The following is a 23,986-nucleotide window of genomic DNA, read 5'->3' as shown; positions in this document are numbered from 1 at the left end:
GGAGGTGCCGAACGTACCGTTCGCCCTGGTTGGGGCACCTCGAGATCCCCCTCACATAAATAGTCATCTCAGATGCGAATTATGTAGGTTCAGATCATGCAACTGACGCAGTTCACCGATCTGGGATTGCGCGTCGTCATGCGGTTGGCCGTACTCGACGCGGATGCCTCCCCCAGCACTCGGGATGTTGCGCAGCAGCTCAACGTGTCGTACTCCCATGCCACCAAGGTGGTTACACGGCTCGGTGAGCTCGGCATCGTGACAACCAGGCGCGGCCGCGGCGGTGGGCTTTCCATCACCGAACTCGGCCGCACCGCCACCATCGGCTGGCTGGCCAGACGCCTCGAAGGCCCGGGTGAAGTCGTCGACTGCGAAGGCGACAAACCGTGCCCATTGCGCGGAGGTTGCCTCCTTCGAAGTGCGTTGCGCGACGCTCAGGAAGCGTTTTTCGTTTCACTCGACGCGGTCACGATCGAAGACGTCATCCGGCAGCCGTCCAAAACTGTCCTGCTACGCCTCACCACCCGGAGCGACGAAGCAGGCTGATCAATCGAATTTCGACCGAACGGAGCAGCTCATGCTTTCCCCACAGTCAACCGAGGTCATTCGCGCCACCCTTCCCGTGGTCGGCGCTGCCATCGGCGATATCACAACCCTGTTCTACCGCAGGATGTTCGACGCGCATCCTGAACTCGAACGCGATTTGTTCAATCGCGGCAATCAGAAGCAGGGCGAACAGCAGAAGGCTCTCGCCGGCGCCATCGCGGCATTCGCGACGCTTCAGCTCGAGCCGGACAGCGCCAAGGTCGATCTCATACTTTCACGTATCGCCCACAAGCATGCGTCGCTGGGAATCACGCCCGACCAGTACGCAATCGTGCACGAACACCTCTTTGCCGCGATCGTCGAAATACTCGGCGATGCAGTCACTCCCGACGTCGCAGCAGCCTGGGACGAGGTCTACTGGCTGATGGCGGAAACCCTCATCACGATGGAGCGTGGCCTCTACCAACTCGCCGGCGTGGACGCCGGTGACGTCTGGCGCACAGTCAGGATCAGTGAACGAGTTCTTCAGTCCGCCGACACCGTCTCACTGACGCTCACGTCGCTCGACGGCAGTGCACTCCCCACCTTCGCTCCCGGACAGTATCTTTCGGTCGGGGTTACGCTGCCCGACGGCGCCCGCCAGATCCGCCAATACAGCCTGTGTTCGATACCGAGCAGCGCAGACTGGCGGATCAGCGTCAAGCGAATCTCCGGAACTGCCGATGGCGAAGTGTCGAACTTCCTCTACAACAACGTATTCGAAGGTCAAGAACTCTCCGTCACCACACCTTTCGGTGATCTCACCATGCCGGACGACAACTCGCCGCTCCTGCTCGCGTCGGCCGGAATCGGTTGCACACCGATGATCGGGATGCTCAATCATCTCGTGGACACCGGCGCTGACCGTTCGGTATCTGTCATCCATGCGGATCGATCCATTGCGGATCACGCGCACCGCGCAGAACTCAGCACACTCGTCGACCAGATTCCCGCCGCAACCCTGCACCGTTGGTACGAGGATCTCGGCACGCACGTTGCGTTCGGATCGGTTCACGAAGGACGGGCGGATTTGCAAGGTATTGCAGTGGAGCCCGATACCCAAGCCTTCCTTTGCGGGCCGATGCCGTTCATGTTGGCGATGCGCGCATCGTTGCTCGAAAGGGACGTCCCGGCACAGAATATCCACTACGAGGTCTTCGGGCCCGACAGCTGGGCCAACACCTGAGCGGACCACTGCCTGCGAACTGGACCTTGGCGCGCGACTGCAAACCCTTGTGTACTCGACGAAACATACGCATCGAGTAGTGGGAGACCGACATGATCACGTCAGCGTCGATGACGGGAGTCGCGCTGATCGCCCTGGCGATGGTTCTGACACCGGGCCCCAACATGATCTATCTGGTGTCCCGCAGCATCAGCCAGGGCCGCCGGGCGGGTTTGATCTCGCTCGGCGGAGTCGCAACCGGTTTCCTGGTCTACCTCACCGCCACGTGTGCAGGGCTGACGGCGGTTCTCTTCGCCGTACCAACGGTGTTCACCGCGGTGAAAATCGGTGGTGCCCTGTACCTGGCCTATCTCGCCTGGTCGACACTCCGACCAGGTGGGAAGTCCGCTTTCGAGGTGGGCGAGGTCGACCGCCACGGTAGCGGCCGTCTGTTCGGGATGGGGTTGACCACCAATCTGCTCAATCCCAAGATTGCGCTGATGTACGCGGCCCTGATCCCCCAGTTCGTCGATCCCACTGCGGGTCCGGTCTGGCAACAGGCACTCGTACTCGGCGGCGTGCAGATCCTGGTCGCAGTCACCGTCAACGCGTTGATCGTGTGCTGTGCGGCAGCCGTGTCGACCTTCCTCATGGCGCGTCCGGTGTGGATGCGGGCTCAGAAATGGCTAGCTGGTGGCATTCTCGGAATCTTCGCCACCCGCATGGCCCTGGAGTAGTTTCAGTCCTTCGGACGTTGGTCGATCAGACGACGCGCTTTGCCGATCGAGCGTTCGAGTCCGCCGGGTTCGAGAACGCTCACCTCGACCGTGACACCGATCTTGTTCTTCACCAGCTTCTGCAACGCCGAAGACGCTGCCGCATGATCGGAAATTGCCGCGTCAGGACGAGCCTCGACGCGCACTGTCAGAGTATCCATCCGGCCCGGACGCTCCAGCACACACTGGAATTGGGGTGCCAGGGCGGGGACGGTCAGGATCAGCTCTTCGATCTGTGTGGGGAACAGATTGACCCCACGCAGGATGATCATGTCGTCGGTCCGGCCGGTGACCTTCTGCATCCGACGCATCGAGCGCGCCGTACCCGGCAACAGTCGGGTCAGGTCCCTGGTTCGGTAGCGAATGATGGGCAGCGCTTCCTTGGTGAGAGAGGTGAAAACCAGCTCACCTTCTTCACCGTCCGGCAGCACTTCGCCCGTGACCGGATCGATGATCTCCGGGTAGAAGTGGTCTTCCCAGATATGGAGCCCGTCTTTGGTTTCCACACATTCCATTGCCACACCCGGGCCCATGATCTCGGAGAGCCCGTAGATGTCGACCGCATGCATGTCGAGTTGCTGTTCCAGCTCGGTACGCATCTGTTCGGTCCACGGCTCCGCTCCGAAAACTCCCACCCTCAGTGAGGTCTTCGAGGGATCGATGCCTTTCTTGATCATCGCATCCACGATGGTCAACATGTACGACGGAGTCACCATGATGGCGTCGGGCTCGAAGTCCTCGATCAGTTGAATCTGCCGCTCGGTCATGCCACCGGACATGGGAATGACCGTGCAGCCCAAGCGCTCCGCACCGTAGTGTGCTCCCAACCCACCGGTGAACAGACCGTACCCGTAAGCCACGTGAACCTTGTCCGAAGACCGCACGCCGCCGGCCGAGAGACTGCGCGCGATGAGATCGGCCCAGTTGTTCAGGTCGTTGCTCGTGTACCCCACCACCGTCGGGCGACCGGTGGTCCCCGAGGACGCGTGAATTCGCGAGACCCGGTCCTGGGGCACCGCAAACATCTTGAACGGATAGTTCTCACGTAGATCCGCTTTGGTGGTGAAGGGGAACTTCGCGAGATCGCTCAGATCCTTCAAGTCGCTCGGGTGGACGCCGGCGTCGTCGAAAGCTTTGCGGTAGTGCGGAACATTGGTGTACGCGTGCATCAGGGACCATCGCATCCGCTCGAGTTGGAGCGTCGAAATGCGTTCCCGACTGGCAAATTCGATGTCTTGCGATGTAGCAGTGACGAGTTCGGTCATGATTGTCTCCGGTGGGCTCAGTGAGGGCGCTGTGCGGGCGGTCAGGCGTCGAAATCGACTGTTATCTGTTCACCGACAGGGAAGGTCTGGCAGGTCAGTACGAAACCCGCGTCGACTTCGTAGTCTTCGAGTGCGTAGTTCCTGCGCATCTCGACGTCACCGCAGGTGACCTTGGCGCGACACGTTCCACAGACCCCGCCCTTGCACGCGAAGGGCAGATCCGATCGGTACTGTTCCGCTGCATCGAGAATCGACTGGTCTCGCGGAAGTGTCGCGGTGGTCGATCGACCGTCGAGCGTGATGGTGACCTCGCTGCCTGGTCCTACAATTCCGGGCTCACGATGCACTGCGACCGGCGGAGCGACGTCGTCGACGTAGAACAGCTCGTGATGGATGCGATCCTTGGCAATTCCCAAGCCGGCCAGTACTTCCTGGGCGTCGTCGACCATCCCGAACGGACCACACAACCAGAAGCTGTCGACCTGGTCGCACGGAACGAGAGAGGTGAAGATCTCGCGCAACCGGTCGGCGTCGAGACGGCCCGAGAACAACTCGACCTCGCGCGGCTCGCGAGAGAGAACATGAATAACGTCCAGGCGTGCACCGTACCGGTCCTTCAGGTCGGCGATTTCTTCGGCGAACATGACCGAACGGGTGCGCCTGTTCCCGTACAGCAGGGTGACATCGGCCTCGGGGTTCACCAGCAGTGTTGCAGCGATGGACAACATGGGCGTGATGCCGGAGCCCGCCGCGATCAGAACGTGCCGTCCACCCAATGCCGGATCGGCGACAAAATTGCCAGATGGGCCCTGGACGTCGATTCGATCCCCGGCCTTGACGTCTCGCACCAACCAGGAGGAGAAGAGTCCGTCTGCCACTTCGCGAACCCCCACCCGTGGAGACGCCCCTACCGGTGCACAGATCGAGTAGGAGCGACGGTGTTCGACGCCGTCGATCATCCGCCGCAGTGTCAGTGACTGCCCGGCGCCGAAGTCGAATTGATCGGCGATATCGGCAGGCACGTCGAAGGTGACGGCAACTGCGTCGTCGCACAGTGATTCGACACCGGCGACCGTCAACGGGTGAAATGGTTTGTTCCGGTTCGTCGTTGCGGTACTCATCTGTTCAGATCTCCTTCACGTGATCGAACGGCTCGAGGCAGTCGAGGCAGCGATAGAGCGCTTTGCACAGGGTCGCACCGAATTCCGAACTCAGTCTGGTGTTTGCCGAACCGCACTGGGGGCACAGGATGTCGCGCGGCTTGGCCGTCAAGGTCAAGGCGATCGGGCCGGAGGTGCGACGCGGCGCGGCCCCCGGCACCGAGTACCCGGCCGTCCGAAGTTTCGCGAGCCCCTCTTCGCTGATCCAATCCGAACTCCAAGGCGGCGACAGTTGAGTCTTGATCTGGACGCTGCCGTACCCCGCGTCGGTCAGCTTGTGCTCGATGTCGTCTCGCATCGTCGCCATCGCCGGACACCCGGAATAGGTGGGAGTGATTGTCACACAGACCAAGTTCGCTTCGACGTCGACCGATCGGATGACGCCGAGATCAGCCAAGGTCAACAGTGGCATCTCCGGATCCATCACCGAGGCGACGATCTCCTGCGCCGAAGAGACAGTAGCGGAAGAGACGGTAGCGGCAGTCACGGTCACCACACCCCTTCCGGATGCTCCCGAGCGACGCTCTGCATTTCGGCGAGAAGTAGCCCCAGTGCCCCGGTGTGCAGTCCGGCACGCCCGCCGCGGCCGCCGACGAAACCGGAGAAACGCGAAGGGGGCTCTTCCATTTCGGCTGCATGGAGGACCTGGGCAAGAACAGCGTCGAACTCCGGCCGAACAGTACGCGGATCCACTCCGACGCCAACTTCTGCCAAAACGAGTTCGTCCTGGGTGGGAACAAAGAGTTCGTCCACGAACGGGAAGATCTCGAGCAGGGCCGCGGCAGTCCGACGCTTGGATTCTGCCGTGCCGGCGCCCAACGTGACGACCCATCTTGCCGCGTAGTCGCGGTGGTAGGTCAGTTCTTTGACGCCCTTGTTCGCCACGGCCGCGAGGACCGGGTCCCGCGATGTGCGGAGCCGATCGAACAGCGCCAGCCGCCAGGTCGAGAACACGAGTAGCCGAACGACCGTGTGCGCGAAGTCGCCGTTGGCGAGCTCCACCAGTCTCACGTTGCGGAAACCGAACTGATCACGAAAGAAGGCAAGCGCATCTTCAGCCGGCACCGGCGACGTGTCCGAGATGAACGGAACGACAGTGGAATCGGCTGCTGCCGCGCGAGCCAGCAGCAGCCTGGCCTGTCCGATCAGATCCAGACCGACATTCGCGAGAGCCACCTCTTCTTCGAGTTCCGGTGCCCGCGTCGACCATTCGGCGAGGCGCTGCGAACTGACGAGCGCGTCGTCGCCGAGCATGAGGCAGTAGTGCGCCAGCGCACCGAGATCGACGTCATCCGGCACCGTGGTGTCGACGCCGGCGAGGGGGTCGTCGAAGCTGGTTCCGAACGCCCACTGACCGTGGCCGTCGCCGTCGACCAGGCCGTCGTAGGCACTGTCGTGATCGTTCATCTGTTGGTCCTCGAAGTCGAAGTGATTCTCACATGTGCGGAACGGAGTCCGGGATGTCGTAGAAAGTCGGGTGCCGGTAGACCTTGTCGCCGCTCGGCGCGAAGAACGGATCCTTTTCTGCCGGACTCGAAGCCACGATGTTCGCTGACGGCACGACCCAGATGCTCACGCCTTCGTTACGTCTGGTGTAGACGTCGCGCGCGTGGCGTAGGGCCATCTGATCGTCTGCCGCGCGCAGGGATCCGACGTGCACGTGGTTCAGTCCGCGCTTTCCCCTCAGAAATACCTCGTACAAAGGCCATTCGCCCCGCACCTGATCGCGCTGTACCTGATCGTTCTCGCTCATGATGTTTCCCCAGTCGTGCGATCGTGCGCGAGTCTCTCGCGCTGTGCAAAGGCGTACGCGGCGTCGCGAACCCAGGCCCCGTTGTCGTGTGCGGCTCTCCGATTGGTGATCCGCTCGACGCTCGCCGCTCCGTTGCCGCGGACCACGTCCATGAATTCGCTCCAGTCCGGCTCGCCGAAATCGTGTGCGCCACGCTCGGGGTTCCAGCGCAGGTCGGGATCAGGGAAGGTCACACCGAGCATCTCGGCCTGCGGTATCGACATGTCCACGAATCGTTGCCGCAGTTCGTCGTTCGTGTGCCGCTTGATGCGCCACTTCATCGACTGCTCGGTGTTCGGCGATTCGTCGTCCGGCGGTCCGAACATCATCAGAGCGGGCCACCACCATCGGTCGACGGCTTCCTGCACCATTGCCCGTTGAGCTTCCGTGCCGCGCATCATCGTCGCCAACAGCTCGAAGCCTTGCCGCTGATGGAACGATTCCTCCTTGCACACACGGATCATCGCGCGCGCATACGGCCCGAAGGAGCTGCGGCACAGCGGAACCTGATTGCAGATAGCAGCTCCGTCGACCAGCCAGCCGATCACACCCACGTCGGCGTATGTCAGCGTCGGATAGTTGAAGATCGAGGAGTACTTCTGCTTTCCCTCGATCAGTTTGGTGGTCAGATCGCCACGATCGGCACCGAGCGTCTCGGCCGCGGAGTAGAGATACAGACCGTGCCCGGCTTCGTCCTGGACCTTCGCCATCAAGATCGCCTTGCGTCGCAACGAAGGCGCACGGGTGAGCCAGTTTCCCTCGGGCTGCATTCCGATGATTTCGGAGTGCGCATGCTGGGCAACCTGACGGATCAGAGTCTTGCGGTAGCCGTCCGGCATCCAGTCGCGAGGCTCGATGCGCTGGTCTGCCGCGATCGTCTCGTCGAACAGGTTCTGCAGGTCTTGTGGAGCTTCCACGTTGGTCATCGTACCTACCTTTTATTACCGAATGATCGGTTGGTAACTAGTATGCACCGAGGTGTCCCAGCACACAAGAGAATCTTTCGCCGCACCAGAAATCAGCGGCCCTCGAAAACCGGCTTCTGCTTCGACAGGAAAGCCGTGACTGCGCCTCGATGATCTGCCGTGGAACCCAGCTCCACCTGTGCGTTCGCCTCGGCCGCCAGCGTCTGGGAAAGCCCAGGAGCAACGGCACGGATCAGCGATTTCACGTGGGCGAAGGCCGCGGTGGGTCCGTCGGCAAGCCGACGCGCGAGTACCCGAGCCTCAGCTGCGACGTCCTCGTCGGCCACCACGCGATGAACCAAGCCCCACTCCAGCGCGCTCTGCGCGTCGAACTTGTCGCCGAGCAACATCAGGCCACTGGCGCGGCTAGGTCCGAGCGCGTGCACGAGCGCATGACTGAGCCCGGAGTCACTGGCCAGACCGATGCCGGTGAATGCCGTCGCAAAGCTCGCGCGAGCCCCCACGACACGGATGTCTCCGGCCAACGCGATTCCCAACCCGGCCCCGACGCAGGCTCCGCCGATACCCACCACCACCGGGACAGAGAGCGTCGACAGTGCCGTGACGATGGGGTTGTAGTGCGCCTCGACGGTATCCATCGCGTGCGCCGGATCAGCATCCAACGCTGCGGCGTGCTCGCCCAGATCCTGACCGACGCAGAAGTTCTTGCCTTCGGCGAGAATCAACACCGCTCGAACCTCTGCGTCCGCGTGGACCTGCAGCAACGCTTCGAGCAGCTGAGACTTCATTTCGCCGTTGACGGCATTGGCGGCCTTGGGTCGGTCGAGAGTGATTGTCGCCAAACCTCGCTCGATCTCCAAGCGAATCACGTCAGTCATCGATGTTCCTTTCGCAGGCAGTTCGGTTCAGCTCCATGTGTGAAAACCCTGTCCCGTCTTGCGCCCCAACTCGCCGCGAGCCACCTTCTCTCGCAGCAGTGCTGGAGGTGCAAATCGATCACCGAGCGTGCTCGCGAGGTGTTCGGCGATCGCCAGGCGCACATCCAACCCGACCAGATCTGTCGAACGCAGCGGGCCCATCGGATGCCGATACCCCAATTCCATTGCTCGGTCGATCGATTCCGCGTCCGCCACACCCTCTTCGAGCATGCGGATGGCTTCGAGCCCGAGACCGACACCAAGCCGGCTGGTTGCAAAACCAGGTGAGTCGTTGACGAGCACCTCGGCTTTGCCGAGCATCGACACCCATGCTCGTACCGAGTCGACAACCTCGGGGCGGGTCTGAGGCGCCCGGACGATCTCGACCAACAGCGACGCCGGGACTGGATTGAAGAAGTGCATACCGATGAACCGGCCCGGATCCGTCAGCGCTGCGCCGAGTTCGGCGATCGACATGGAACTGGTATTGCTGGCGATCACGGTGCTTTCTCCGGCAACGGTTTCCGCAGCGGCGAGCACCTCGACCTTGAGGGCCGCAATTTCCGGGACCGCCTCGACGATCAGGTCGAGCGACGGCGGCAACGAGGTCACTGCGTCCACGGTGCTCACGCGCGCCAGCACCGTCGCGGGGTCCTGGTCGTCGAGTTTCCCTCGCTCGTGAGCTCTGTCGAGGCCGGCGGAAACACGCTGCAACGCGGCCGCGGTGTCGCCACTCTCCGCGATGGTGACCGCCCCGCCGAGACTGGCGAACACCTGGGCGATACCCGCACCCATGCGTCCACCGCCGATGACTCCGACGGTCTTCGGTGCAACTGCTTCAGTCATGATTTCTTCTCCAGGAAGGCCGTCATGCGATCGCGCTTGTCCGAACTCTCGAACAGGACGGCCTGGGCGATGTCGTCGGCAAACGGATGCGATCCCGGCGCATCGACGATGATCTTGGTCAATCGCAGTGCCAGCGGGGACAGTCGGGAAATGCGGTCGAGCAGCCGATGCGCTGCGTCGACGTGGCAGTTCGGTTCGGTTACCTCGACAACCAGGCCCGCTCGTAGCGCCTGCTCGGCGTCGAGGTTTCTGGCACCGAGGAGCACCTGCTTCGCGATCGAGACGCCGACGAGCTTCGGCAATCGATAGCTGGCGCCGGCGGCTGCCATTATGCCGAGATTGGGCTCCGGATTCCCGAAGACCGCCGTCGTTGTCGCGATGCGAATGTCGCAGGCGTAGGTCAACTCTGCCCCACCGCCGAGCGCGTAGCCGCTCACGGCGGCCACGGTGGGAAGCGGGAGCTTTCCGATTCGGTCGAACAGCGTGCGGTTGATACCCGCGAACGCTTCCTCTCGTCCGCGCTCTCGGAGCTCCGCGATGTCAGCGCCGCCTGCGAAGTGGTCGCCGCGCCCCGCAAGCAGGAGCAGCTTCGGATCCCGTTCGAGGCGTCCACAAACCTGATGCAGTTCGTCGATCATTTCCGCGTTGATCGCATTGCGTTGCGCGGGCCTGTCGAGGGTGACCACGACGCGATCCTCGCGCTCGTCCACGTGCAGGGTGTTCACATTCGCTCCTTCTCACTCTTCTCCATTAGTAACCGAACATTCGGTCGTTTGGCAAGGGTGAGAACGAGGATGGTGCACAGCTTTGCCCGAACTGAGAAGATGGGGACATGACTACGGCACGCCCCACTCGACGCACCGGCCTCCCCGGACGTCCCGGCTACGACCTCGATTCGCTCCTGGCCGTGGCCGTGAAGGTGTTCAACGACAAGGGCTACGACGGCGCCAGCATGGAGGTGCTCGCCAAGAAACTCGGCATCACGAAGTCCTCGATCTACCACCATGTGTCCGGCAAGTCAGAACTTCTCGAACTCGCCCTTTCGCGTGCACTCAACGCCCTGTTCGCGGTCACGACCGAAGAGGGCGCCACCACCGGTCCGTACATCGACCGGCTCGAATACCTGGTCCGGCGCAGCGTAGAGGTGCTGGTCGCAGAGCTTCCATACGTCACCCTGCTCCTGCGCGTCCGCGGCAACACGACGGTCGAGCGCGCCGCGCTAGCTCGTCGGCGCGAATTCGACAACTTCGTCGGAGGTCTCGTCGCGTCCGCCGCAGCGGAGGGAGACTTGCGCCCGGACATCGAACCAGCCCTCGCCAGCAAGCTGATGTTCGGCACCGTCAACTCACTGATCGAGTGGTACAAACCCCGAGCGGGTGAGTCCGTCTCCGACATCGCCGACGCGGTCGTCGCCGTCACTTTCGACGGACTTCGCAAGGCCTGACTCCAGGCAGTTCTGCCGAATCCTTGACAACGCGGCATTACCGGGCGATCGTAATTACCGACCGAACGTACGGTGAGATGGAGTTGTCGTGAGCAGACTGTTGGAAAGCTATGTGGCCGGTCAGTGGTACGCCGCACCGGACGCAGGTACCCCGTTGCCGAGCGCAGTGGACAGATCGGAGGTGGCCCGGATCTCCGCAACCGGCATCGACCTCGCCGAGATGGTTACGTACGCACGCGAGGTCGGCGGGCCTGCACTGTCCGCGATGACCTTCCACGAACGTGCCGGCGCGCTCAAGGCTCTCGCCCTCACGTTGATGGCAGGAAAAGCCGAGTTCTACACACTCTCTACTGCCACCGGCGCGACGACGCGAGATTCCGGGGTGGACATCGACGGCGGATTCGGGACCCTGCTGAGCTACGCGAGCAAGGCTCGGCGCGAATTGCCCGACAGCACAGTCTTTCTGGACGGAAACGTCGAGCCTCTCGGCAAGGGCGGAACCTTCCTCGGGCAACACATCTATACATCACGTCGCGGCGTCGCCGTGCAGATCAACGCCTTCAATTTCCCGGTGTGGGGGTTCCTGGAGAAGCTGGCACCGGCATTCATCGCGGGGGTGCCGTCCATCGTCAAACCTGCCAGTTCCACGGCATATCTCACCGAACTCGTCTTCCGGCGCATCATCGAGTCAGGCTTGCTCCCAGAGGGTTCCGTCCAACTGCTCTCCGGTAGTGCACGCGGCCTCCTCGATCACCTCGGCGGGCAGGACTCAGTGGCATTCACCGGATCCGCCGACACCGCAGCAACGCTGCGTGCTCACCCGAACGTCGTCGGCAAGGGTGTCCATTTCAATGCCGAAGCCGATTCACTCAACGCGTCGATCCTCGGCGAGGACGCCATACCAGGAACGCCCGAATTCGATTTGTACGTCAAACAACTCGTCACCGAGATGACGGTCAAGGCGGGCCAGAAGTGCACGGCGATCCGGCGCGCCCTGGTCCCGCTCTCGCTGGTCGACGCCGTTGTCGATGCCGCATCCGAGCGACTGAACAAAGTTGTCGTGGGACACCCCGATGCTGATGGCGTCACTATGGGAGCTCTCGCCAGCATCGAACAGCGTGATGAGGTCTTGAAATCCATTCGCGGTCTGACGAAGTCGGCAACCATCGTATTCGGAGACCCGGACAACGTGGACGTGGTCGGTGCCGACGGCCAGTCAGGAGCCTTCCTTTCCCCAGTCCTTCTCCGGGCGGAAGAGAATGCGCACGAGGTACACGAACTGGAGGCCTTCGGACCCGTCAGCACCGTCATCGGATACGACGGCATCGATCATGCGATCGAACTCGCGGCCCGTGGCGAGGGAAGCCTCGTCGCCTCGGTGGTCACTGCCGACACCGACATCGCACGTCGACTGGTGCTGGGTCTCGCAGCTTTTCACGGCAGAGTGCTCGTGCTGAACCGCGACGACGCCAAGGAATCCACCGGCCACGGCTCTCCCCTTCCAGTCCTCGTACACGGCGGTCCCGGCCGTGCCGGCGGCGGTGAGGAGCTGGGTGGCATCCGCGGAGTTCTGCACCACATGCAGCGGACCGCCGTACAGGGCACACCCGACGTCCTCACCGCAGTCGGCGAGCGCTGGTTCACCGGATCGCAGCGCACGACCGGATCCGAACATCCATTCCGAAAGAGTCTCGCCGAGTTGAAGATCGGTGACACTGTTGTCGGCGGTCCGCGCCAGGTCACACTCGCAGACATCGATCATTTTGCAGAGTTCACCGGTGACACCTTCTACGCTCACACCGATCCGGTGGCCGCTGCGGCGAATCCACTCTTCGGCGGCATCGTCGCGCACGGCTATCTTGTTGTCTCACTCGCTGCGGGCCTGTTCGTCGACCCGGCTCCCGGCCCGGTTCTCGCGAACTTCGGCGTGGACAGCCTCAGGTTCCTGACTCCGGTCAAAGCCGAAGACAGCCTGACGGTCACCCTCACAGCCAAGACCATCACACCTCGCAGCAGCGCCGACTACGGTGAGGTTCGTTGGGACGCCGTGGTGACGAACCAGGACAACGATCCGGTCGCGACATACGACGTCCTGACTCTGGTAGCCAAGACTCGCCCCGAAGGGAATTGAAAGCACATGACCTATCGAGTAGCAGTGTGTTACGGACGCCCCACCGATCCGGAGGCTTTCGACAAGTACTACAACGAGATCCACGTCCCGCTCGCCAGCGCAGTGCCAGGGCTCTCGGACTTCACGTTCAGCAAGTGCTCGACGCTGGACGGCTCCGATCCAGTCTTCTATGCCGTCGCCAACCTCGAGTTTCCCGATCTCGAGACTATGCAGAGCGGCCTGAAGTCCCCGGAGATGGGCGCCGCTGGAAAAGATGTCGCAAACTTTGCCACCGGCACGGTCGACATGTATGTCCAGGAAGTTGTCTCGGTCCTCTAGACCCCTGCAATTTCCCGATCACACAGGAGTTGTCTCGTGAGTACAGGAAGCATCACCGCCAGAGAGATGTTCGACGCGGACCAGGCATCGCAGGCACTCGGTATCGAGATTTCCGAGCTGGCGCCCGGTAGCGCAACCGTGACCGTCACCGTGGGCGAAACCATGGTGAACGGTCACGGAATCACACACGGCGGTTATGTTTTCCTGCTCGCGGACACCGCGTTTGCGCTCGCCTGCAACGGCTACGAGGATTCAGCCGTTGCAGCGCGCGCGGACATCAGATTTCTGCGTCCGACCCGTCTGGGCGACACCTTGACCGCGGTCGCCACCGAGAAGGCTCGAGGCGGCCGAAGTGGGATCTACGACGTGACCGTTCGCAATGGCGACGCCGTCGTGGCCGAGTTCCGCGGCGACAGTCGAACCATCACCCGCTGAAATTCAGCCCACGGTGTATCAGCCCACGACGGGAAGTTCGAGGGGGCCGGAACCGTCGGCAAAGATCGTCACCGGCATACCTTGCAGTCCCCCACGGAAACTGATGTCGCCACCGGTGATCGCGAGACGCACGGAATGCCCTGGCTCGAATCGATGCACTATCGCCGGCATCGTCACCGGCACCGGCTGCGACGGATCACTGATGCGTATGGGTGAGATGAGTCCGTTGATCAGCGAGGAAGTTCCGTCCGGAGCCACGTCGTAGAGTTTCGCGAACACCACCGGCTGTCCGGGCGCCGCAACACGCAGCGTCACAGTGGGGGCTCCCACCACGTCCATCGCCTCGGTCATCGGCGCAGTGGTCCAGAGCGCCTCGGTTCCCGGAATCTGTGCATTCGGAATGTTTCCGGCCGGATTGATATTGAGTGGCTCTACGCCCGTCGGCAGCCCAGCCGGTGCGGTGACGATCGTCTTCGAACCCGGTATCACCGGCGTGCCGTCCGGTAGCAGTCCCCCGTCAGCGGACAGATGGAAGGCGCGAGCGGTCCCGACATCGACGGTGTCGGACGTCGCGTAGGCCGGTGCCGCGTTTCCCTCGTAGTCGATCCAGTTGCGGAAATACGCGAATTCCGGGCCGGTCTCCGTGTTCTCGTCCTTGAGGTAGTGATCGAACCAGTCCATGAAGCGACCGGTCTCGTACTGGGTATCCTCGTCGGGTGCGGAGAAGCTGAACTCGCCCGGCGCAGCGGCCAAGTGGCTGTGCCCCCACGAATGCCAAATCATCTTGGCATCGACGCCACGATCCTTCAGCGCGTCGTAAGTCGCGGTTGCCTCGTTCAGATCGAACAGGGTGTCCTGTTGCCCCTGAGCAAGCAGTACCGGAATGTTGATCCGGTCGACGAACGACGAGACCGACGACGCTCGGAGCTCACTCACTACTTGCGGTCCGATATCGCCGGTCACCACTGCCTCGGCGATCGCGTTGCACATGTAAGGGACGTAGTTCGGGCAGCCGGGTAGCCGTGCGGGATCTGCGATGTAACCGTCCACACCGGAATTCGCGATGCCCGCGCCGAAGAGCAGCGATGCAAAGAGCACCTTCGCTGCTCCCGGCTCCGCAGTCGACACTCCGGAGATGGTCCCGGTGCTGTTGGGCGCCAGAGAATACGAGAGATCGTTCCAGGTGATCATGGGGATGATGGTGTCGATGCGGGGATCGACACTCGCGGCGGCGAATTGAATGCCGCCGCCGTAAGAGCCACCCGTCATTCCGACCCGCGGGTCGTTCGTCGACGGTGCACCGGTGTGATCGACGGAGTCCTGAACGACCGTGGTGAGCGCCGGATAGGGCTGCGTCAGAGCCTGATCCGTGAAGGCAATCCCTTCTTGGCCGCCGAGGAAGCTGACCAACTGGGAAGCGGCGATACCGTCGTATGCGGGAGAGTCGAGTGTGATCTTGCAACTCGTGCCGCCGAAACCCAATCCCGAATACGTCAGTCCGACGTACCCGTTCTCGGCGAAGTTCTGCAGGGCAGGAATCTGGTCCTTGTACGAACCGCCGAACCCGTTGGTGGTCAGGATCGCGGGAGCTGGGTTGTCAGCGTCGACGCCATCGGGAACAAAGAGTTCACCGACGACGGTGCACGGCGTCGAGAGTTCAGGCCCGACATCGACCGAGAAGTACAGCAGCTGTGACGAATACGAGCCGTTCGGTGAATCCGCGAGCGCCGGCGGCGAAAAGCCGAGGGCGCAAACCACGAGCGTGACGACACTGATCGCTGTTCTCCGGCGCACCTGAAAACCGTACACCCGGATCTGTTCTCCACCAGCTCAATCCGGCGCGTGCCGCCAACGTTTTCTCGCGAAAGTCACGCCAGACCGAGCCGACCTCTACTTGACCGTCAAGGTGCCGTGCATGCTCGGGTGGTAGGTGCAGTGGAACGTGTACGTTCCAGGCTCGTTCGGCACCGTGATGGTTTCCGTCTCACCCGCTTCGATGTCCTCGTTGAACAACCCCGCGGTATCGGACGTGACCGAGTGCTCGACGGTGTCGTTGTTCTGAATGGTCAGTACCTGTCCGGGCATCACCGACTCCGGCGTCGAATATTCGAAACCGCTGATCACGATTCCCATCGACGACGCTCCCGGCGTCGACATACCCAGAGGCATGCTCGGCATCGACATACTGGTCGGCATGCTGGTCATCGGCATACTGGTCATCCCCATGCCGTCGTGATCGGCCGAATCGTTGTCCGACGAATCGTTGTTGTCACTGCACGCGGTCAGTGCGAACACCGCCAGGATCAGCGCTGCGAGCACTGCGAGAATCCGCTTCATTGCTTCGCCTCCTGCTCGTTCCCCCGCAGTCTGCTGATTACCCGCCGCCTAGGGGGCCAAACAGCTCCGATGTGGTGCCTGCGGCGCTGATAGTGCACGATTTCTGCACCAGCTCCACTCGCGGACCGACACTGAAGGAAACAGCACAGATGGCCAAGAGCAAAACGTCGAAGGCAGCCCAGCCGAAGGCGTCGAAGGCAGCGCAGCCCAAGGCTCCCAAGACAGCAGAGCCGAAGGTAGCCGAGAAGGCTCCCGCCGTTCTCTGGAAGGACCTGCCGGACGAGCACGACTACCCGGCAGCCCGCGATTACCTCCAGTTGGGCGCGACGCCGGTTCAGGTCCAAGCTCTCGTGTACGCCCTCGAGACGGCGACGCTGGTCTCGAAGAAGGCCAAAGACATCCTGCGGGCTGCTGGGCTCCCTCTGCTTCCGGTCGACAACCCACACGTTGCTGCCGACCTGTTGAAGATCCGCAAGGGGATCGCGCTGTCGCCGATCCTGCTGGTGCAGGGAGACTTCCGCGCCGGAGTACCGGCGCAGATCGCCGACGGCTACCACCGTGTCTGTGCGAGCTACCACGTGAACGAGAACACCGCCATCCCCGCGAAGATCGCACCCTCGACAGTTAACTCGTAGGTCGTCGATGACCTTCGGCATCCTTGCCCTCGTCGCGCTGGCCGGCATTCTCGGCCCGCTGCTCGGCGCTCGCGTCAGCTGGCATGTCCCCGTGGTGGTCGGCGAACTTGCCGCGGGCGTCGTCTTCGGTGTCACCGGTTTCGGGCTGCTCGACTCTTCGGACCAGACTTTCACGTTCCTGGCCGATATCGGATTCGCGCTCACGATGATGGTGGCCGGCTCACACGTCCCGGTCCGCGATCCGGCAGTCCGTGCGGCAATCGGCAAGGGTGCCGTTCGCTCGGTTGTCGTCGGACTTCTGTCGGTTGTTGCCGGCTACGGTGTGGCGACGGCATTCGGCACCGGTCACGCCGCGCTGTACGCGGTCCTGATCGCGTCGTCGTCCGCGGCGTTGATTCTCCCCATCGTCGATTCGCTGGGGCTCGGTGGAACCTCGGTTCTGCAGATGACTGCCCAGGTCGCGATCGCGGACACCGTCTGCATTGTTGCGCTGCCTTTGGTGATCGATCCGGACAATGCCCCTCGTGCCGGTGTCGGCGCACTGGCTGTGGCGGCGTGTGCGGTTGCCTTGTTCTTCGTACTGCGAGCCTTCCACCGGTCCGGCCATTGGCGAAGGCTCCACAAATTCTCGGAGAAACGAAAGTTTGCACTCGAACTCCGGATCAATCTGGTGATCCTCTTTTCTCTGGCAGCGCTGGCGTCGAGCACTCACGTGTCGATCATGCTCGCGGGCTTCGCCTTCGGGCTCGTTCTTGCCGCGATCGGTGAACCCCGCCGCCTCGCCAAACAGCTCTTCGCCATCACCGACGGCTTCTTCGCTCCCCTCTTCTTCGTCTGGTTGGGAGCGGCGATCAATCTGCGCGACCTCGTCACCCATCCGTCCGCCATCTGGCTCGGATTGGTCTTGGGCGGAGCAACTCTCGTGGTTCACGCCGCGATACGCGCCCTCGGTCTCCCGCTCCCTCTCGGCGTGCTGTCCGCCGCACAACTGGGAGTACCGGTTGCCGCAGTTACGGTGGGCACTCAATTGGGGGTGATGGGCGACGGTGAACCCGCAGCCATCCTCCTCGCCGCCATGATCACGATCGGTGCAGCAACGCTGGCGGGTGCTGCCGCGTCGAAAGCTGGTCTCACGAAGCCTGCTTGACCGCGGCCCTCTCCACCGTCAGCAAGCTCTCCTCCGAATGTTCGGCGTGATACGCCGCGCCGCCGCCGCGGACACCGAAGAGTCGCTTGCTCCAGATCAGCCATACGACGGCAGCGATGTTCACCAGCAGCAACCCGGCCCTCAACCACGTGATCTTCTCGGTCAATTCGTAGATTTCGAGGGGCAGGAACAAGCTGGTCGCCACCACCGCGAAGTACTCGCCCCAGCGTTCGACCATCCACAGGCCGACTGCCTCGATCACTTGAAGGCCGGCGTAGACCAACAGCCCGACTGCGATCCAGGTGAGCGTCGTAGCGGACAACGAAAACGCCTGCTCGATGTGATGGACCAGTTTGGAATCGTCGATGTTCCAGCCCAATTGACGGGCAAGTGGCCTGATCAACGGCAATTCGTTCTCGAAGGCGTCCTCGGCGCGACCCTTCGACGATCTCAGTTCGAACACACCGATCGCCAGAAGAACCAAACCCAGAGCGCGGAACATTCTCTCGGTGGCGAGAAGTCGCATGATCAACCGGTCGCGAAGCAGCCTCCCCCGCGGAACCTCGGGGGCGGCGTCCGCCGGTCCCGATGCTCGGGGCGCTCCCGGGACGAAGTTGCCGCAACGTAGGCACCGCCACGCCTGACCCACCGCAGTATCCACATGTAGTCGATCCCGCAGCTCAGGTTCGTCCGGAGCGTAGGTCTCGTGACCGTGCCAACTGCACGAGCGCAATGCGAAGTCCACGGGTGAACTCTATGCCGCATATGCCCGGTAGCGTGGATACCCGCTGACCGTGCACTTCGAACGATGAGGATTCCGATGACAACCACCAAGATCGAAACCCGGCATGGCGTCATGGCAGTCGACGACAGTGCCACCGACGGTTTTCCGGTTGTCTTCATCCACGGGAACTCGGCCAGCCGCTCCATCTTCCGTCATCAGGTCGACGCCGACTGGGCCGGCGACTACCGCATGATCACTCTGGACCTACTCGGCCACGGCGACTCCGAGGACGCGAGCGATCCCGAAGCCGCATACACGCAGAACGGTTACGCCGACGCCATCGTCGATGTTCTGACCGAACTCGGCGTCGAAAGAGCCGTTGTCGTCGGCTGGTCGCTCGGCGGACACATCGCTCTCGAGTTGATCGCGAAATTCCCCGGGCTCACCGGAATCGTCATCACCGGTACGCCGCCGGCAAATCCCGAGACGCTCGGCGACGCCTTCAAAGCCGGCGACGGATTGTCCATCGGCGGCACCGAGGTCATCACCGCGCAAGAAGCCGAACTCTACGCACGAATGACCGCCGTTCCCTTCGAGCAGGCTGCACTCGACGCCGCGATACGCACGGACGGACGCGCTCGCAAGATCATGTTCGACGCATTCGGCGCCGGCCGCGAATCGGATCAGAAGGCTCTGGTTGCAACGGCGTCTGTGCCTCTCGCGGTGATCGACGGCGCCGAGGACCCGTTCGTGAACACGTCGTATGTCGCGTCGTTGACCTTCGCGAATCTCTGGGAGGGCACGTATTACGTGATTCCCGGTGTGGGGCATGCAGCGTTCTGGGAAGCCCCTGAGGTGTACAACCCACTGTTGCAACGATTCCTCGGCAGTTTCGCACAGTAACCTGCTGGACAACCTGCTGGACGCGGCGTCCTATGAGATAGAAGCCACTCGACAATCCGGCCATGTCCGGATCATTCATCGCCGTCCTACAGTTCGGAAAACGACTGGAGGCACTGCGATGACCATTCTCGAGCACGGCACGGAAACGTGCATCGGTGGACCGACCCTTCCCCAGATACGACGCCTCGTCACCGAAGTGCCCGGCCCCAACTCGCGCGCTTTGGCAAAGCGCCGGAGCGCCGCACTGCCGGCCGGGCTGACCAGCGGATCCAGCATTTACGTTGCCGCAGCGGGCGGAGGAGTTGTCGTCGACGTCGACGACAACTCGTTCATCGACTTCGGCAGCGGCATCGCCGTGACCACCGTCGGAAACAGTGCGCCGCGCGTGGTCGAACGCACCACGCGCCAGCTCGGTCAGTTCACCCATACGTGTTTCCTCGCAAACCCCTACGAGGGGTACCTCGAGGTCTGCGAAGCGCTCAACCGCCTGACCCCGGGAGATCACGAGAAGCGAACAGCGCTGTTCAACACCGGCAGCGAAGCGCTCGAGAACGCCGTGAAATACGCACGTGCCGCCACCGGTCGCCCGGCAGTTGTCGTCTTCGACCACGCATTCCACGGTCGCACGTTGATGACCATGACGATGACAGCCAAGAACCAGCCGTACAAGGCCACATTCGGCCCGTTCGCACCAGAGGTCTACCGGGTTCCGATGGCATACCCCTACCGTTGGCCGAGCGGCCCCGAAAACGCGGCCGACGAAGCATTCGCCCAGTTCCGTCTTGCGATCGACACTCAGATCGGCGCCGAATCGGTAGCCGCTGTGGTCGTGGAACCGATTCAGGGTGAGGGCGGTTTCATCGTTCCCGCTCCGGGATTCCTGAAGCGAATCTCGGAATTCTGCCGTGAGCGCGGCATTCTCGTCGTCGCGGACGAGGTCCAGACCGGTATCGCACGAACCGGATCCTGGTTCGCCAGCGAGAGTGAGGACTTCGTCCCCGACATCATCACAACCGCAAAAGGTCTCGCCGGCGGAATGCCACTCGCCGCCGTGACCGGCCGTGCCGACGTCATGGACGCCGCGCATCCCGGTGGTATCGGCGGTACGTACAGCGGCAATCCCGTTGCCTGCGAGGCCGCCCTGGCAGTTTTCGAGACGATCGAGATGGAAGGGCTCCTCGACCGCGCCAAGGACATCGGCGACATTCTGACCACAGGTTTGTCCGAAATCGCTTCGGACACAGACATAATCGGCGACATTCGCGGACGCGGCGCCATGATTGCAATCGAACTCGTCCACGACGAGGACAAGGCTCCGAATCGCGAGGCCGTCGCCCAGATCGTCAGCTACGCCCACGCGCACGGTCTCCTTCTGCTCACCGCCGGCACCTATGGAAACGTCGTCCGTTTCCTCCCACCGCTGAGCATCTCCGACGAGTTGCTGACCGAAGGACTCGGTATTCTTCGCGACGCTGTGGCCGCAGTCCGATGAGCGTCGCAGTGCGCAGCTTGATCGGCGGAGCTTGGGTCACGGGCAGCGACGGCACACTGACGGACACCAACCCGGCCCGTCCCGACGAGGTTGTCGCCACCGGAGGCCGCGCCGGTGCCTCCGAAATGGCGACCGGTGTTCGCGTCGCCCGCATCGCCGCGAACGACTGGGCCCGCCTGCCGATGTCCGCACGCGGCGCATACCTCACTCGCGCAGCGGAAATCATCGAATCCAACGCTGAGGCCTGGGGCGAAGAACTCACCCGCGAAGAAGGGAAAACGCTGGCCGAGGGTATCGGAGAGGTGCGCCGCGCAGCGCAGATTCTGCGTTACTACGGCAACGCCGCCGACCGCGAGACCGGAACGGTGTATTCCTCCCCACGTAGCAGCGAGCAGATTCTCGTCACTCGCAAACCTCTCGGAGTGGTAGGCGTCGTCACGCCGTTCAACTTCCCGATCGCGATCCCGGCATGGAAGATTGCGCCTGCCTTGGTGTACGGAAACACCGTCGTCTGGAAACCGGCTGCCGCGGTGCCCCTTCTGGCCTTCCGTCTCGCGCAGGCACTGACCGAAGCGGGCCTACCCGACGGAGTCCTGAACATGATCCTCGCCGACAGCGCGGCCGGTGAAGCGCTGGTCGATCACCCGGACCTCGACGCCGTCACCTTCACCGGTTCCACCGGAGTCGGCCGAAAGATCGCGGGATCTGCTGCGGCGCGAGGAGTTCCGGTACAGGCGGAAATGGGCGGAAAGAACGCAGCCGTCGTACTTGCCGACGCAGATCTCGAGCTTGCGGTCGAGCAGGTCATGCTGGGCGCATTTCGGTCAACCGGCCAGAAATGCACGGCCACTTCACGTCTGGTGCTCCATGAATCCATCGCCGAGGAATTCCTGGCCAGGCTGACCGTTGAAGTCAAGCAACTGAGAGTCGGAGATCCACTCGATCCCGACGTCACGACAGGTCCCGTGGTCAGCGCATACGCGCAGCAGTCGATCATCGGGGGGATCAATCGAGCCGTCGACGGCGGCGCCAGGGTTGTCGCCACCGCCGAAGCGCCGCAGTCGGGCTACTACGTCCAACCGACAGTGCTGGAACTACCGTCGAGCACCGAACTGTGGTTCGAGGAACTCTTCGGCCCGGTACTGGCGGTGCAGCGGGCAGCAACAACCGCAGACGCATTCCGCTTGGCGAACGAGGGCGAATTCGGTTTGTCCGCAGCATTGTTCACGCAAGACCTGACCAGTGCACTGGCCGGTATCGACGATCTGGACGTGGGGATCCTGCACGTGAATTCGGAATCGGCGGGCGCTGATCCCCACGTACCTTTCGGCGGCGCGAAGAGGAGTGGATACGGCCCCAAGGAACAAGGCGACGCGGCGCGAGAGTTCTTCACTCACACCACCACCGTCTATCTCAGGGGCGGCCGAGCGTGATCTGAATTCGATTCCGCCTGCAGCAGTTCACGAGCTTTGAGTGCGATCCACAACTCGGACCGGGTGTGGGCGGAATCGAGATCTCTCCCGATCAACTCGGCAGCCTTGTCCATGCGGTTACGCAGCGTGTGCCGGTGAACACCCAATTGCGCTGCAGCGGATTCCCATTGACCATTGTGGTGCAGGAACGCTTCGATCGAGTCCACCAGACGGGAACCGTTCTCGGCGTCGTAGCCTTCCAGCACACCGAGACCGCTGGCCGCGATCGACTGCAGAACATCGCTCGACTGCACACTCAACAAGAGACTGAAAGTCCCGAGTTCCGAGAACGGAACGAGTGTGTGTCCTTCGACCTGCCCCACTTTGGCAGCAGAGACGGCCTCGCGCAGACTGGCCGCAACACCGCTAATCGGCCGGACGCCACCGATTCCACCGTTGATACTCCGGCGTGAATTCTCCCGTACTCTCGCATACACACTGCGCGTGACCTTCTCCGCAACTTCACTTTTCACGACGAACCACACACCGGTTCCGTCATTCAGCGGGGCCAACAGGTACGGCACCGACTCTTCTTCCAGGGCCGCTGAAGTGATGTCGGTGGCCGCAAGCAAAGGTCCGACATCGGTCAAGGCAGTTGCCACCACCGTGGTTTCGGATTCGAATCCGAAGTACCGCAACAGACTTTCGTCGACGTCACCGCCGGCCTGGCGCACCATCGTCGTAACGGCCAACCTCAGCCGCTGTTCGGCATCGACAACCCGCAACGGCTTGGCAAGCTCGATGGTCAACAGCGACACCGTGTGGCCCACCAACAATCGCTCGGACTGATCCAAGGCGGCGTCGGACGCCACGGCCAGCGTGCCGCTCACAGCAAGGCGGTGAATGGCCAGGTGACCGTCGTCGTCCACCACGATCCGGCTGCGCTCCTTACCTGATCGCTCCCTGATACGTTCGGGCAGAGACGAACTCGCACCTTCCGTCAGAGCCAGCACCGCGCCGTCCCGATCGAGAACACAGACTGCTGCGTGAACGGCTCGACCCAGGGCAGTGATCAGAGCCGGCACCCCGTCGAGCAGAGCACGCGCCAACTTCTCCTGCGCGTCGACCACCGCCTGCACCGTTCGTATCTGGTCGGCGGTCAGTTCGTCGATCACGGCCCGCGAAATGGCGATGAACGGCGTCTCCTTGGCGACGGAAAGCACGGCAAAACCCAGTTCGTCGCCGGCCCTGATGATCGCGTCCGGCACCCTTTCGTGCACGGTGCCGGTGTCGAACGCCAGTGCCACCGCACCGGTCTGCGCGATGCGCTCGACGTACTCGTATTGCTTTGTCGCCGAACGTGGTAGGTGCAGCCCCGTCGTCATGACAAGCTCTCCACCGGCGAGCCAACGAGTCGGATCCTGCAATTCGATTGCGTGCGCCCAGCTGATCGACAGATCCACGTCGTCGTGACCGGCAACGATCGCGAGGCCGAGCGAAGTGGTGGCCGCCAGGCGCCGGACAGTCATCGGCATTACCGGAACCTCCGAAGGCAGTGAATAGAAAGGCAGTGGAC

At 62.7% G+C, this 23,986-nt stretch carries 25 protein-coding genes; 12 read left to right on the top strand and 13 right to left on the bottom strand.

The window, feature by feature from the left end:
* The first annotated feature begins 96 nt into the window (after window positions 1–96).
* The 3 genes from ABIE52_RS24790 (at window position 97) to ABIE52_RS24780 (ending at window position 2,487) form a co-directional block, all read left to right on the top strand.
* Window positions 97–546, top strand: a complete 450-nt coding sequence (locus tag ABIE52_RS24790; RefSeq protein WP_042446409.1) for an RrF2 family transcriptional regulator — start codon at window positions 97–99, stop codon at window positions 544–546.
* Between the two features lie 31 nt (window positions 547–577).
* Window positions 578–1,771, top strand: a complete 1,194-nt coding sequence (locus ABIE52_RS24785; RefSeq protein ID WP_054187519.1) for a globin domain-containing protein — start codon at window positions 578–580, stop codon at window positions 1,769–1,771.
* Between the two features lie 92 nt (window positions 1,772–1,863).
* Window positions 1,864–2,487, top strand: a complete 624-nt coding sequence (locus tag ABIE52_RS24780) for a LysE family translocator (protein ID WP_007730629.1) — start codon at window positions 1,864–1,866, stop codon at window positions 2,485–2,487.
* A 2-nt stretch (window positions 2,488–2,489) separates the two neighbouring features.
* Here ABIE52_RS24780 and paaK read toward each other — a convergent pair whose 3' ends face one another.
* From paaK to ABIE52_RS24735, 9 genes are all read right to left on the bottom strand, one after another.
* A complete protein-coding gene (gene paaK / locus ABIE52_RS24775; RefSeq protein ID WP_047269399.1) occupies window positions 2,490–3,791 on the bottom strand; it encodes a phenylacetate--CoA ligase PaaK in 1,302 nt (433 codons plus the stop codon).
* Between the two features lie 41 nt (window positions 3,792–3,832).
* Window positions 3,833–4,912 carry a 1,2-phenylacetyl-CoA epoxidase subunit PaaE gene (paaE, locus tag ABIE52_RS24770; RefSeq protein WP_042921547.1) on the bottom strand — a complete coding sequence of 360 codons (1,080 nt, stop codon included), beginning with the start codon at window positions 4,910–4,912 and terminating at the stop codon, window positions 3,833–3,835.
* Between the two features lie 4 nt (window positions 4,913–4,916).
* Complete coding sequence (paaD, locus tag ABIE52_RS24765; RefSeq protein WP_047269445.1) at window positions 4,917–5,375, bottom strand: 1,2-phenylacetyl-CoA epoxidase subunit PaaD; 459 nt, start codon at window positions 5,373–5,375, stop codon at window positions 4,917–4,919.
* Between the two features lie 65 nt (window positions 5,376–5,440).
* Window positions 5,441–6,358: a 1,2-phenylacetyl-CoA epoxidase subunit PaaC gene (gene paaC / locus ABIE52_RS24760; protein WP_047269398.1), complete on the bottom strand. Its 918-nt coding sequence runs from the start codon at window positions 6,356–6,358 to the stop codon at window positions 5,441–5,443.
* 28 nt (window positions 6,359–6,386) lie between these two features.
* Entirely contained in the window at window positions 6,387–6,704 is a 318-nt protein-coding gene (gene paaB, locus ABIE52_RS24755; protein WP_007730622.1) for a 1,2-phenylacetyl-CoA epoxidase subunit PaaB, read from the bottom strand.
* Window positions 6,701–7,669: a 1,2-phenylacetyl-CoA epoxidase subunit PaaA gene (gene paaA, locus ABIE52_RS24750; RefSeq protein WP_047269397.1), complete on the bottom strand. Its 969-nt coding sequence runs from the start codon at window positions 7,667–7,669 to the stop codon at window positions 6,701–6,703. The genes paaB and paaA overlap by 4 nt, the downstream gene beginning before the upstream one ends.
* A gap of 92 nt (window positions 7,670–7,761) precedes the next feature.
* Complete coding sequence (locus ABIE52_RS24745; protein WP_029256503.1) at window positions 7,762–8,547, bottom strand: enoyl-CoA hydratase-related protein; 786 nt, start codon at window positions 8,545–8,547, stop codon at window positions 7,762–7,764.
* Between the two features lie 27 nt (window positions 8,548–8,574).
* Window positions 8,575–9,432, bottom strand: coding sequence for a 3-hydroxyacyl-CoA dehydrogenase family protein (locus ABIE52_RS24740; RefSeq protein WP_007730617.1), 858 nt, complete (start codon window positions 9,430–9,432; stop codon window positions 8,575–8,577).
* A complete protein-coding gene (locus ABIE52_RS24735; RefSeq protein WP_007730615.1) occupies window positions 9,429–10,157 on the bottom strand; it encodes an enoyl-CoA hydratase/isomerase family protein in 729 nt (242 codons plus the stop codon). The genes ABIE52_RS24740 and ABIE52_RS24735 overlap by 4 nt, the downstream gene beginning before the upstream one ends.
* Before the next feature lie 107 nt (window positions 10,158–10,264).
* On the opposite strand from ABIE52_RS24735, the gene ABIE52_RS24730 reads away from it, so the two are divergent.
* The 4 genes from ABIE52_RS24730 (at window position 10,265) to paaI (ending at window position 13,760) form a co-directional block, all read left to right on the top strand.
* A complete protein-coding gene (locus ABIE52_RS24730) occupies window positions 10,265–10,876 on the top strand; it encodes a TetR/AcrR family transcriptional regulator (protein WP_007730612.1) in 612 nt (203 codons plus the stop codon).
* A gap of 88 nt (window positions 10,877–10,964) precedes the next feature.
* Complete coding sequence (gene paaZ / locus ABIE52_RS24725) at window positions 10,965–13,007, top strand: phenylacetic acid degradation bifunctional protein PaaZ (RefSeq protein ID WP_192712762.1); 2,043 nt, start codon at window positions 10,965–10,967, stop codon at window positions 13,005–13,007.
* A gap of 6 nt (window positions 13,008–13,013) precedes the next feature.
* A complete protein-coding gene (locus ABIE52_RS24720; protein ID WP_007730606.1) occupies window positions 13,014–13,325 on the top strand; it encodes an EthD family reductase in 312 nt (103 codons plus the stop codon).
* 66 nt (window positions 13,326–13,391) lie between these two features.
* Window positions 13,392–13,760, top strand: coding sequence for a hydroxyphenylacetyl-CoA thioesterase PaaI (paaI, locus tag ABIE52_RS24715; RefSeq protein ID WP_047269444.1), 369 nt, complete (start codon window positions 13,392–13,394; stop codon window positions 13,758–13,760).
* An 18-nt stretch (window positions 13,761–13,778) separates the two neighbouring features.
* Here paaI and ABIE52_RS24710 read toward each other — a convergent pair whose 3' ends face one another.
* Entirely contained in the window at window positions 13,779–15,569 is a 1,791-nt protein-coding gene (locus tag ABIE52_RS24710; RefSeq protein WP_192712761.1) for a CocE/NonD family hydrolase, read from the bottom strand.
* 81 nt (window positions 15,570–15,650) lie between these two features.
* A complete protein-coding gene (locus ABIE52_RS24705) occupies window positions 15,651–16,097 on the bottom strand; it encodes a cupredoxin domain-containing protein (protein ID WP_042446430.1) in 447 nt (148 codons plus the stop codon).
* A 272-nt stretch (window positions 16,098–16,369) separates the two neighbouring features.
* On the opposite strand from ABIE52_RS24705, the gene ABIE52_RS24700 reads away from it, so the two are divergent.
* Together ABIE52_RS24700 and ABIE52_RS24695 are read left to right on the top strand one after the other, a co-directional pair.
* A complete protein-coding gene (locus tag ABIE52_RS24700; RefSeq protein WP_192712796.1) occupies window positions 16,370–16,732 on the top strand; it encodes a hypothetical protein in 363 nt (120 codons plus the stop codon).
* Window positions 16,733–16,739: 7 nt separating this feature from the next.
* Entirely contained in the window at window positions 16,740–17,879 is a 1,140-nt protein-coding gene (locus ABIE52_RS24695; protein WP_054826906.1) for a cation:proton antiporter, read from the top strand.
* Here ABIE52_RS24695 and ABIE52_RS24690 read toward each other — a convergent pair.
* The gene (locus ABIE52_RS24690) at window positions 17,863–18,624 is read right to left on the bottom strand and encodes a DUF2127 domain-containing protein (RefSeq protein ID WP_003943067.1); all 762 of its coding nucleotides are present in this window, start codon (window positions 18,622–18,624) and stop codon (window positions 17,863–17,865) included. The two genes, ABIE52_RS24695 and ABIE52_RS24690, sit on opposite strands and share 17 nt — an antisense overlap.
* Before the next feature lie 75 nt (window positions 18,625–18,699).
* Between ABIE52_RS24690 and ABIE52_RS24685 the strand changes: the two genes are divergently transcribed.
* The 3 genes from ABIE52_RS24685 to ABIE52_RS24675 all read left to right on the top strand — a co-directional run bounded on the left by ABIE52_RS24685 (window position 18,700) and on the right by ABIE52_RS24675 (window position 22,431).
* Window positions 18,700–19,506, top strand: a complete 807-nt coding sequence (locus ABIE52_RS24685) for an alpha/beta fold hydrolase (protein WP_007730588.1) — start codon at window positions 18,700–18,702, stop codon at window positions 19,504–19,506.
* Window positions 19,507–19,624: 118 nt separating this feature from the next.
* Entirely contained in the window at window positions 19,625–20,998 is a 1,374-nt protein-coding gene (gene gabT / locus ABIE52_RS24680) for a 4-aminobutyrate--2-oxoglutarate transaminase (protein ID WP_076948621.1), read from the top strand.
* Entirely contained in the window at window positions 20,995–22,431 is a 1,437-nt protein-coding gene (locus ABIE52_RS24675; RefSeq protein WP_192712760.1) for an aldehyde dehydrogenase family protein, read from the top strand. The genes gabT and ABIE52_RS24675 overlap by 4 nt, the downstream gene beginning before the upstream one ends.
* Here ABIE52_RS24675 and ABIE52_RS24670 read toward each other — a convergent pair.
* Window positions 22,407–23,939: a PucR family transcriptional regulator gene (locus ABIE52_RS24670; protein ID WP_452623734.1), complete on the bottom strand. Its 1,533-nt coding sequence runs from the start codon at window positions 23,937–23,939 to the stop codon at window positions 22,407–22,409. The two genes, ABIE52_RS24675 and ABIE52_RS24670, sit on opposite strands and share 25 nt — an antisense overlap.
* Window positions 23,940–23,986 lie beyond the last annotated feature (47 nt).

This window comes from Rhodococcus sp. OAS809 (assembly GCF_040546695.1).
Taxonomy (GTDB): domain Bacteria; phylum Actinomycetota; class Actinomycetes; order Mycobacteriales; family Mycobacteriaceae; genus Rhodococcus_F; species Rhodococcus_F qingshengii.
The sequence above is the reverse complement of the archived record's forward strand: the minus strand, read 5'-3'. Positions and strand labels throughout refer to the sequence as shown.

What these genes read in the sequence shown, in the direction of transcription:
- ABIE52_RS24785 (WP_054187519.1), top strand. Translation starts at nt 578, where the DNA reads ATGCTTTCCCCACAGTCAACCGAGGTCATTCGCGCCACCCTTCCCGTG.
- paaI (WP_047269444.1), top strand. Translation starts at nt 13,392, where the DNA reads ATGTTCGACGCGGACCAGGCATCGCAGGCACTCGGTATCGAGATTTCC.
- ABIE52_RS24790 (WP_042446409.1), top strand. Translation starts at nt 97, where the DNA reads ATGCAACTGACGCAGTTCACCGATCTGGGATTGCGCGTCGTCATGCGG.
- ABIE52_RS24705 (WP_042446430.1), bottom strand. Translation starts at nt 16,097, where the DNA reads ATGAAGCGGATTCTCGCAGTGCTCGCAGCGCTGATCCTGGCGGTGTTC.
- ABIE52_RS24670 (WP_452623734.1), bottom strand. Translation starts at nt 23,939, where the DNA reads ATGACTGTCCGGCGCCTGGCGGCCACCACTTCGCTCGGCCTCGCGATC.
- ABIE52_RS24695 (WP_054826906.1), top strand. Translation starts at nt 16,740, where the DNA reads ATGACCTTCGGCATCCTTGCCCTCGTCGCGCTGGCCGGCATTCTCGGC.
- ABIE52_RS24740 (WP_007730617.1), bottom strand. Translation starts at nt 9,432, where the DNA reads ATGACTGAAGCAGTTGCACCGAAGACCGTCGGAGTCATCGGCGGTGGA.
- ABIE52_RS24685 (WP_007730588.1), top strand. Translation starts at nt 18,700, where the DNA reads ATGACAACCACCAAGATCGAAACCCGGCATGGCGTCATGGCAGTCGAC.
- ABIE52_RS24720 (WP_007730606.1), top strand. Translation starts at nt 13,014, where the DNA reads ATGACCTATCGAGTAGCAGTGTGTTACGGACGCCCCACCGATCCGGAG.
- paaE (WP_042921547.1), bottom strand. Translation starts at nt 4,912, where the DNA reads ATGAGTACCGCAACGACGAACCGGAACAAACCATTTCACCCGTTGACG.
- gabT (WP_076948621.1), top strand. Translation starts at nt 19,625, where the DNA reads ATGACCATTCTCGAGCACGGCACGGAAACGTGCATCGGTGGACCGACC.
- ABIE52_RS24675 (WP_192712760.1), top strand. Translation starts at nt 20,995, where the DNA reads ATGAGCGTCGCAGTGCGCAGCTTGATCGGCGGAGCTTGGGTCACGGGC.
- paaD (WP_047269445.1), bottom strand. Translation starts at nt 5,375, where the DNA reads ATGGATCCGGAGATGCCACTGTTGACCTTGGCTGATCTCGGCGTCATC.
- ABIE52_RS24780 (WP_007730629.1), top strand. Translation starts at nt 1,864, where the DNA reads ATGATCACGTCAGCGTCGATGACGGGAGTCGCGCTGATCGCCCTGGCG.
- paaB (WP_007730622.1), bottom strand. Translation starts at nt 6,704, where the DNA reads ATGAGCGAGAACGATCAGGTACAGCGCGATCAGGTGCGGGGCGAATGG.
- ABIE52_RS24745 (WP_029256503.1), bottom strand. Translation starts at nt 8,547, where the DNA reads ATGACTGACGTGATTCGCTTGGAGATCGAGCGAGGTTTGGCGACAATC.
- paaC (WP_047269398.1), bottom strand. Translation starts at nt 6,358, where the DNA reads ATGAACGATCACGACAGTGCCTACGACGGCCTGGTCGACGGCGACGGC.
- ABIE52_RS24730 (WP_007730612.1), top strand. Translation starts at nt 10,265, where the DNA reads ATGACTACGGCACGCCCCACTCGACGCACCGGCCTCCCCGGACGTCCC.
- paaK (WP_047269399.1), bottom strand. Translation starts at nt 3,791, where the DNA reads ATGACCGAACTCGTCACTGCTACATCGCAAGACATCGAATTTGCCAGT.
- paaA (WP_047269397.1), bottom strand. Translation starts at nt 7,669, where the DNA reads ATGACCAACGTGGAAGCTCCACAAGACCTGCAGAACCTGTTCGACGAG.